Origin of the sequence: Pseudarthrobacter sp. CC4 (assembly GCF_048957775.1) — a bacterium.
In the GTDB taxonomy this organism is placed as follows: Bacteria; Actinomycetota; Actinomycetes; order Actinomycetales; family Micrococcaceae; genus Arthrobacter.
In genome coordinates this window covers 1-8,803 of the sequence record NZ_JARCCZ010000050.1, presented here as the reverse complement: position 1 = coordinate 8,803, position 8,803 = coordinate 1, and the positions used below count along the sequence as shown (strand labels likewise).

Annotated in this window: 9 protein-coding genes; 3 read left to right on the top strand and 6 right to left on the bottom strand. The window is 65.2% G+C overall.

Annotation, left to right across the window (positions count from 1 at the left end; genetic code table 11):
- Window positions 1-483: HNH endonuclease signature motif containing protein (locus PV768_RS21425; protein ID WP_421094154.1), on the top strand; the 483-nt coding region annotated here is incomplete at its 5' end.
- Window positions 484-600: 117 nt separating this feature from the next.
- Here the strand turns inward: PV768_RS21425 and PV768_RS21420 are convergent.
- Both PV768_RS21420 and PV768_RS21415 read right to left on the bottom strand, forming a co-directional pair.
- Complete coding sequence (locus PV768_RS21420) at window positions 601-1,278, bottom strand: 4-carboxy-4-hydroxy-2-oxoadipate aldolase/oxaloacetate decarboxylase (protein ID WP_421094153.1); 678 nt, start codon at window positions 1,276-1,278, stop codon at window positions 601-603.
- A 25-nt stretch (window positions 1,279-1,303) separates the two neighbouring features.
- Complete coding sequence (locus tag PV768_RS21415) at window positions 1,304-2,512, bottom strand: aspartate transaminase (RefSeq protein ID WP_421094152.1); 1,209 nt, start codon at window positions 2,510-2,512, stop codon at window positions 1,304-1,306.
- 233 nt (window positions 2,513-2,745) lie between these two features.
- On the opposite strand from PV768_RS21415, the gene PV768_RS21410 reads away from it, so the two are divergent.
- On the top strand, window positions 2,746-3,261 hold the full coding sequence (locus PV768_RS21410) for a hypothetical protein (RefSeq protein ID WP_421094151.1): 516 nt from the start codon (window positions 2,746-2,748) through the stop codon (window positions 3,259-3,261).
- Window positions 3,262-3,305: 44 nt separating this feature from the next.
- Window positions 3,306-3,728, top strand: coding sequence for a universal stress protein (locus PV768_RS21405; RefSeq protein WP_104999110.1), 423 nt, complete (start codon window positions 3,306-3,308; stop codon window positions 3,726-3,728).
- 655 nt (window positions 3,729-4,383) lie between these two features.
- Here the strand turns inward: PV768_RS21405 and purU are convergent.
- Genes purU through lipA form a run of 4 tightly spaced genes read right to left on the bottom strand, consistent with a single transcriptional unit; the run spans window position 4,384 to window position 8,700 of the window.
- Window positions 4,384-5,322 carry a formyltetrahydrofolate deformylase gene (gene purU, locus PV768_RS21400; protein WP_421094150.1) on the bottom strand — a complete coding sequence of 313 codons (939 nt, stop codon included), beginning with the start codon at window positions 5,320-5,322 and terminating at the stop codon, window positions 4,384-4,386.
- Window positions 5,319-6,785, bottom strand: a complete 1,467-nt coding sequence (gene cycA, locus PV768_RS21395; RefSeq protein ID WP_421094149.1) for a D-serine/D-alanine/glycine transporter — start codon at window positions 6,783-6,785, stop codon at window positions 5,319-5,321. The genes purU and cycA overlap by 4 nt, the downstream gene beginning before the upstream one ends.
- Complete coding sequence (locus PV768_RS21390) at window positions 6,775-7,626, bottom strand: methylenetetrahydrofolate reductase (RefSeq protein ID WP_157240936.1); 852 nt, start codon at window positions 7,624-7,626, stop codon at window positions 6,775-6,777. Before PV768_RS21390 ends, cycA begins: the two co-directional genes overlap by 11 nt.
- Before the next feature lie 54 nt (window positions 7,627-7,680).
- On the bottom strand, window positions 7,681-8,700 hold the full coding sequence (gene lipA, locus PV768_RS21385) for a lipoyl synthase (protein WP_157240933.1): 1,020 nt from the start codon (window positions 8,698-8,700) through the stop codon (window positions 7,681-7,683).
- Window positions 8,701-8,803: the final 103 nt, after the last annotated feature.

Genomic DNA, 8,803 nt, shown 5'->3' with positions numbered 1-8,803 from the left:
TCGTTCCACCGCGTCCTGGTGGACCCGCGGGACGGGGCGCCGCTGGAAATCGGCCGCACCAGCTACCGGGTGACCAAAGCCATGCGGAACTGGCTCAGGCTGCGGGACGGCAAATGCCCCTTCCCCGGCTGCAGCAACCACTCCCTCGACAACGAGGCCGACCACCTCCTCGCCTGGCACAACGGCGGCACCACAGGAGTCAGCAACCTGGGACAGCCCTGCCCGAAACACCACAAGCTCCGCCACACCAGCGGCTGGAAACCCACCCCCGCCGCCACAACCGCACCACCCGGCTGGACCTCACCCACCGGCCGCCACTACGCAAGCGAACACCAGGACTGGGAACCACCCCACTGGCCCCATCAAGTAAGGTCCGTCTCAGGCGGGGCAGGGTCCGTGACCGGCAGGCCGCCGGACTTTGCCTACATCGGCCTCTCCCCGGGAGAAGAAGCCCTGGAACGGCTCCTCCGCGCCCTTGATTAGCAGCACGCCAAGGCCGCCGCAGGGGTTATTCCCGCGGCGGCTGAGCTGGGCTGTACCGGGCGATTGCTGGCCTGGGCGATTGCAGGCCTGGGCTGTCGCTGTGCCGCCGGGCTGCGACTAAGCCTGCTCCACCAGCAGTCCCTTGGCCTTCAGTACATCCGTCAGGTTGCACAGGTCAATGGTGGTTCCACCGGCCTTGTACAGGCCGATGAGCTCACGCTCGGCGTCGTCGCGTTCCTGTGAGAGGCGGATGACGTCCTCGATCTCGTCCTTGCGGACCACCACAACACCGTCGGCGTCGCCGCGCAGGACGTCGCCGGGATAGATGATCTCATCCCCGAACACCACCGGATGGTTGATGGGGCCGATGGTCTCCTTGACGGTGCCCTTGATGGACACGCTGCCGGAGAAGACGGGCAGCCCCAGCTCAATGAGGTCCTGGGTGTCGCGGACGCCCGAGTCCGTCACCAGGCCGGCCAAGCCCTTGGCCTTCATGGCATTGCCGAGGACGTCGCCGAAGGTTCCGGCTTCCTCGTACTCCCCCGCGGCGGCCAGGATCACGTCGCCGGGCTGGGCATAGTGGATGGCCACCTGCAGCATGAGGTTGTCCCGGGGCGCACAGCGGACAGTGGTGGCGGGCCCGCAAAAGGACATGGTCCTGTCGATGGGCTTGATGCGGGAACTAAGTGCGCCCTTGCGTCCCTGTGCCTCGTGGATGGTGGCTGACGAGAACTTCGCAAGCCGGCTGACGGCGTCGGCGCTGGGGCGGTCGACAGTGGTTTTGACGTGGATCACGGCGGTATTCCTTCGGTAGGTTGGGTCAGTTGAGGGCCCGGACGGCCTTGTCGATGGCAGCGATGGATTCTTCGATGATGTCCAGGCTGGTGGCGTAGGAGATGCGGAAGTACGGGCCCAGGCCATAAGCGGAGCCCTGGATGACGGCCACGGAGGCGGCATCCAGCAGGTAGAGCGTGAAGTCCTGGTCGTCGCGGATGACGGTTCCATCCGAAGTGGTCTTGCCGATGACCCCTGCACAGTTGACGTAGGCGTAGAAGGCGCCTTCCGGCGTCGTGCATGACAAACCGTCGACGGCGTTCAGCGCGGCCACTGCCGTGTCCCGCCTCTTGCGGTACACCTCGAGGCTCTCGACGACGAAGGCCTGGTCGCCGCTGAGTGCGGCCACGGCGGCTGCCTGGCTGACCGACGAAGGGCAGGACGATATCTGGGACTGCAGCTTGTTGATGGCCGCGATCAACGGCGCCGGGCCGGCCGCATACCCAAGGCGCCAGCCGGTCATGGCGTAGGCCTTGGAGACACCGTTGACGGCGAGGATGCGGTCCTTCAGTTCGGGCGCTACCTCCACCAGGCTGGTGAGCTTGCCGCCGCCGAAGTAGATCTGGTCATAAATTTCGTCCGTGAGGACGGAGACGTGCGGGAAGCGGGCCAGGACATCGGCGAGGGCCCGCAGTTCAGCCGGTGAGTAGACGGCGCCCGTGGGGTTGGACGGCGCGTTGAGGATGACCCACTTGGTGCGCCCGCTGATGGCACTGGCCAGGGCTTCGGGCGTGAGTTTGAAGCCGGCGTCCTCGCCGCAGGGAACCACCACCGGTGTGCCGTCGTTGGCCAGCACCATGTCCGGGTAGGAGACCCAGTAAGGGGCGGGGACGATCACTTCGTCCCCGGCATTCAGGGATGCCATGAACGCGGTGAAGATGACCTGCTTGGCTCCCCCGCCGATGGTGATCTCGGCCGGCGTGTAGCGGAGGCCGGTGCGCATTTCGAGCGTCTGGAGGATGGCCTGCTGCAGGGCAGGCGTTCCGGTGACCGAGGTGTATTTGGTTTCGCCGCGGGTGATGGCCTCGACGGCTGCCGCTTTGATGTGCTCGGGGGTGTCGAAGTCTGGCTCGCCCACGGTGAGGTTCAGGATGCGGCGCCCTTCCGCCTTCAGCTCACGCACCCGGGCGGCGGCGGCCACGCTGGCTGAGGACTTGATGCGGGACACCCGCGAGGCAGGTTCAAAATCAGACATGGTCTCTTCCTAGGGGGTCAGGAACGGGGTGGTAGTCGTTCCTTCGACCCTAGGGAAATCCGGCCGGCATGGATAAGACCAATACTGCGTGGACGGATAAGCGTCCCTTATGGCTGGCTGCGCCACAGTTTCCGGTTATGGGTCCACTCAGTTTTGGTATTTCCGCCGCTGCAGCCCGTCCGCCTAGCCTTCTAGAAACGTTGGCCGCCTCCGCGGGGGGTCCGGACCGAGGAGTGATATTGGCTGTAGCGCACACTGGGGATGTCGGTTTCTACCGGTACCGGGGAGCAGCAACACCTGATCCTGCCGCCGGCCAGGCGGAAACATTAAGGAAACTCCTCAGAGCCAACCGGCAGCGGCTGGCCTTCAACGCAAGCAGCAGCCGCCCCCTGACCGTCCGCCTGAACCAGCAGATCGCGCAGGCCCTCCGCGATGGAATGAAAGTGACCCGGCTTGCCCAGATCGCCGGAATTTCCCGCTGGACGGTCCGCACCATCGGCCTGGCTTCCGATGACCTGCTGCCGTCCGGGTTGCCGGCCGAGCGCCGGCTGTCCGTCATCGCGGGGCTGAAGTCCGAGCTTGCCGAGCTTGAGGATTCGAAGGCGGCTCTTGAAGAGCGACGGGTGGACCTCCTCGCCGCCGCGCGCCGTCTCGGGGTGATGGATGATTTCGAACTGGCAGCCCTGAGCGGGCTCCACAGCGATGCCATCCGCAAATTGACATGGGGGCGTCAGCCCGAACTTCCCTAGACTGGGCAGTGAACGCTGGAAGTACACGAGCAAAGGAGCCAGGCATGAGTGGAGTAGTGGTAGTAGGGGTGGACGGCAGCCCCTCGGCATTGAAGGCCGCCGAGAAGGCGCTGGACCTTGCAAAGGCGTTGGGAGCTTCGCTTCACGTGGTGACCGCATTCGACGTCGACCGTTCCGAGACCTTCGGCGTCGGCTCGGACGAGGTGAGGGTCTGGAACTCCGATGCATCCGAAAACGTCGCGAAGTCACTGGCCGACACGCGGCCGGGGGTGGAGGTCACCCACTTCGCCGCCCGCGGAAAACCCGCCGATTCCCTCATCAAGGAAGCCATGCGCCTGGACGCCCGGCTGATCGTGGTGGGCAACCGGAGGATGCGCGGCATCGGCCGTCTCCTGGGCAGCGTGGCCAACAGTGTGGCGCACAACGCGCCCTGCGATGTCTACATCGCCAACACGTACGAAGACTAGGCAACACCGCCGGGACCAGCCAAGGTACCGGGACCAGCGGCCAGCAAACGGGCGACGACGGGACCTCCCGCCCGTCGCCCGTTTGCTTTAAGGGAGCTTTCCTCAAGATTTGCGAAGTTTATCTTGTCGCTAGATAAACCCCCTTCCCCTGGTATGGCTGCCTGCCTAGGGTTGCTTCACAGGCACACCAAAGGGAAACCATGAAAAGCTCAAATGACACTCCAGGGGACAACGCGTTTGAGGACCCCCGGCAGCCCCTGATTCCAGACCCGCCCGATGACCGCCAGCGCAGTGTGGCCGAATGGACGGGCGACCTCCTGCTCGGAATCAGGCAGCCCCTACAGTTCCGCCTTGCCGACTGGCCCTAGCAACCTCCGGCGGGACCCGGGCCCCACAGCTCGAAAAGTGCGGGCCACCTGAATCACCGGTATGACTTCGAAAGCCATGCGCCCAACACGGCCAGCGCACTAATCCAGGTTGTTATCCGCCGTTTCCGGCCCGCACCGAAGTCCGCCATACCTATCGTTGCCGTTTGCGGGCGGGCAGGTCAACCACCGATCCCCCTGCCAAAGGAAAGCGGACGACGGCGGGACCTCCCGCCGTCGTCCGCTTCCGTCAGCCTTCCGCCTTGGCCTGTTTCGGCGGAGGAACTCCCCTACCGCAGGACGACGGTCCGGTTGCCCAGCAGCAGGATCCGGCCCTCGCAGTGCCAGCGGACGGCGTTCCGCAGCGCCACGCACTCGGCGTCCCGGCCCACAGCCACCAGGTCATCGGCAGTGTACGTGTGGTCCACCTCGATGACCTGCTGCGAGATGATCGGGCCCTCGTCCAGTTCTGCATTGACGTAATGGGCGGTGGCGCCCACGGTCTTGACGCCGCGCTCATACGCCTGGTGGTAGGGCTTCGCGCCTTTGAAGCTGGGCAGGAACGAGTGGTGGATGTTGATGGTTTTCCCCGCCAGCTTGGCTGAAAGGTCGTCGCTCAGGACCTGCATGTAGCGGGCCAGGACCACCAGTTCCACGTCGAACGCGTCCACGAGCTCCAGGAGCCGGGCCTCGGCGTCGGCCTTGGTGTCCTTGGTGACCGGTACGTGGAAGAACGGGATGCCGTGCCACTGGACCAGTCCCTCCTGGTCGCGGTGGTTGGAGACGACGGCCACGATCTCCACCGGGATATCGCCCGTCCGCGCCCGGAACAGCAGGTCGTTGAGGCAGTGCCCCATCTTGGACACCATCACCAGCACCCGGCGTTTCCGGCCGTGCGGTTCCAGCTGCCAGTTCATCTGCCACTTCTCCGCAACCGGGGCGAAGCCGCTGCGAAGCTCTTCAGTGCCGGCGGGCTGCCGGGCGGCCGGAGACCCGGAGGAGAAGTGCACGCGCATGAAGAAGTGCCCCTGTGCCTTGTCACCGTACTGCTTGATGTCGATGATGTCGCACCCCTGCTCCAGCAGGAATGCGGAGATCGCGTGGACAATCCCGGGTGATTCAACGCAGTCAACCGTCAGGACATGTTCGACGGCGGCGGCCGGGTCCGCGGCATCGTGTGCAGGGGCGGCTGCGGGAATGTTGGGGGTGAGCGTGGTGGCCGTGCTCATTTCTGCACCTTCTCAAGTTCCCGGGCCTTGGACGTTTCCGCTTCCCGGGCAAGATCTGACTGGAACTCCGCGTACCTTGCCAGGTGGGCTGGGCGGCGGCGGATGGCCAGCCAGGCAACGCCGAGGATGACGAACCACAACGGTGTGGCCAGCAGCGCCAGGAGCGTGTCCGGCTGCGTGGTCAGGGCCCACAGGACAAAGGCGAAGAACGCGAAGACCACCCAGACCATCGGCACGCCGCCGGGCATCCGGTACTTCGATGCCTCATGCAGGTGCGGGCGGCGGCGGCGGAACGCCAGGTAGCTGGCCAGGATGATGGACCAGACGAACACGAAGCAGACGGCGGACACGGTGGTCACCATGTCGAAGGCCTTGCCGATGTCCTGGCCTGCGTACATCAGCACCACCCCGGAGAGCAGCAGGACGCAGGAGAGGAACAGCGCGTTCTGCGGGACCTTGCGGCGTGACAGGGCACCGAACGCCGAGGGCGCGTCGCCCTCCTGGGCCAGCCCGTACACCATGCGGGAGGTGGAGTAGATGCCGGAGTTGGCCGAGGACATGGCGGAGCTGAGCACCACCAGGTTCACCACGGTGGCTGCAGCGCCGAGGCCGGCCAGGGAGAACATGGCGATGAACGGGCTGTGGCCTGCCTGGAACTGGGTCCACGGGGTGACGGACATCAGGACGATGAGGGCGCCAACGTAGAAGAGCAGCACGCGGATGGGGATGGAGTTGATGGCCTTGGGCAGGTTCTTCTCCGGGTCCTTGGCCTCGGCGGCCGTGGTGCCCACCAGTTCAATGCCCACAAACGCGAACACCGCAATCTGGAAGCCGGCCACGAAACCCATGAACTCGTTCGGGAACATGCCGCCGTGGCTCCACAGGTTCGTGAAGGTGGCAGGGCCGGCGTCGGACTGGAAGCCCGTGAAGATCATGAACATGCCCACGATGATCAGCGCCGCGATGGCGATGATCTTGATCAGCGCGAACCAGAACTCGGTCTCGCCGAACGCCTTCACGGTGACGAGGTTCAGGAGCAGCAGGATGGCCACGGTGGCCAGGCCCGGGATCCAGAGCGGCAGCCCCGGCCAGAGCTCCTTGGAGTAGCCGGCGATCGCGATGACGTCCGCGATTCCGGTGATCACCCAGCAGAACCAGTAGGTCCAGCCGGTGAAAAAACCCGCCCAGGGGCCGAGGAGGTCCGCGGCGAAGTCACTGAAGGATTTGTAGTTCAGGTTGCTCAGCAGCAGTTCGCCCATGGCCCGCATGACGAAGAACAGCATGAAGCCGATGATCATGTAGACGAAGATGACGGACGGCCCGGCCGCGGAGATGGTTTTGCCGGAGCCCATGAACAGGCCGGTGCCGATGGCGCCGCCAATGGCGATCAGCTGGATGTGCCTGTTGGTGAGTTGCCGCTCGAGATGCGGCCCCTGGTGGGAAGTAGTGGATTTAGTGGTCACGTGCTGCTCCTCGAATCAATGCTGGGTGGAGTGCTGCGGAAGGGGATGCCTGTTCCGGCGCTGGGTGGACGCCATAGTCCGGCGCCGAAGCAAGGCTGTTGAAGCTGTAAAGGTGGATGCCGGCAATGTTGCCCGGCTGTGTTGCCAGCCCGGTGATCAGGCTGTCCGGCGAGTAGCGGTCCCCGCTCAGGAGTTTGCGGGCCAGCGGGCCCTTGCGGCTGAGGAATTTCAGGGAACTTCCGACGCCGATCTGCGTGGCAAGTGCCACCAGTTTCGTCCGCGGGACGGACCCCGCCACGCCCGCCCAGACGGGCAGGCGTACGCCTTCGCGGCGCAAAAGTGCCGCGTAGTCATGGATTCTTCCCGGGTCGAAGCACATTTGGGTGACCACATGCGAGGCCAGGTGCTGCTTGGCCAGCAAGCCGTCCAGCAGGTCCAGGGGGCTGGCCACCGGATGGCCCTCGGGATAGCCGGCAACTCCGGCCCGCATGGTCCCGCCGGTGTACTGGGCGATGTCTTCCAGTACCGGAAGGGCGGAGTCGTACGTGCCTGCCGGCTGTTTCCGGTCGCCGCCGATGACGAACACCTCGCCGATGCCGGCGGCGTTGCAGCCCCGGATGATCTCGGTGAGCTCGGCGCGGCTGCGGATGCTCCGCGCAGCCAGGTGCGGGACCACGGTATAACCGAGGTCGGCCGCCTCCACCGCGGTGCGCATGGTCCGCTCGATGCCGTGGTGCGGCAGGCAGGTGACGCTGAGCGTGGTGCTCCGGGGCACCAGGGCCTGGACCTGCTCAACGATTCCTTCGGAAGGGATGATTTCGATTCTGATGGGGAACATCATTGGTCCTGTCTGGTCATCAGGTACGGAAAGCTTCAGCCTTGGGCAGGTCCCGCATCAGGCCGTGGCGGCGAGCAGTGAGCTGGCTTCCTGGCGGGTGGTGCCGGAGTCCTGGATGCCGTCGGCGATGTGGGCGAGTTCGGCGGGGATGTCCCGGCCCTTCTTCCGCATCGCGGTGGCCCAGAGCCGGCCGGCGCGGTAGGAGGAACGGACCAGTGGTCCGGACATGACGCCGAGGAAGCCGATCTCGTTGGCCTCGTCCTGGAGGTCCACGAATTCCTGCGGCTTGACCCAGCGGTCCACCGGCAGGTGCCGCTCGGACGGGCGCAGGTACTGGGTGATGGTGATCAGGTCGCAGCCGGCCTCGTGCAGGTCCCGCAGCGCCTCGGAGATCTCTTCCCGGGTCTCGCCCATGCCCAGGATCAGGTTGGACTTGGTCACCATGCCCAGGTTCCGGCCCTGCGTGATCACATCCAGGGACCGCTCATAGCGGAACGCGGGCCGGATCCGCTTGAAAATCCTCGGCACCGTCTCCACGTTGTGCGCGAAGACCTCGGGCCTGGAGTCGCAGATCGCTTCGATGTGTTCGGGTTTGCCGGAAAAGTCCGGGATCAGCAGCTCCACCCCGGTGCCGGGGTTCAGTTCGTGAATCTTGCGGACCGTTTCGGCGTACAGCCACACGCCCTCGTCCTCAAGGTCGTCACGGGCCACCCCGGTGACGGTGGCGTAGCGCAGCTGCATGGCCTGGACGGAGCGGGCCACCTTGGTGGGCTCGAACCTGTCCACCGGGGAGGGCTTGCCGGTATCGATCTGGCAGAAGTCACACCGCCGGGTGCACTCGGACCCGCCGATCAGGAACGTGGCTTCCTTGTCCTCCCAGCACTCGAAGATGTTGGGGCAGCCGGCCTCCTCGCACACCGTGTGCAGGCCTTCCTTCTTGACCAGGTTCTTGAGCTGGACGAACTCCGGGCCCATCTGGACCTTGGCCTTGATCCAGTCCGGCTTCCGCTCCACCGGGACAGCCGAGTTGCGCTGTTCAACGCGCAAAAGCTTCCGGCCTTCAGGTGCCAATGTCATTAGTGTTCTTCCTTTTGCATTCGACTAGCATTCGACGACGTTGACGGCGAGGCCGCCCATGGCCGTTTCCTTGTATTTGGAGCTCATGTCCTTGCCGGTCTCG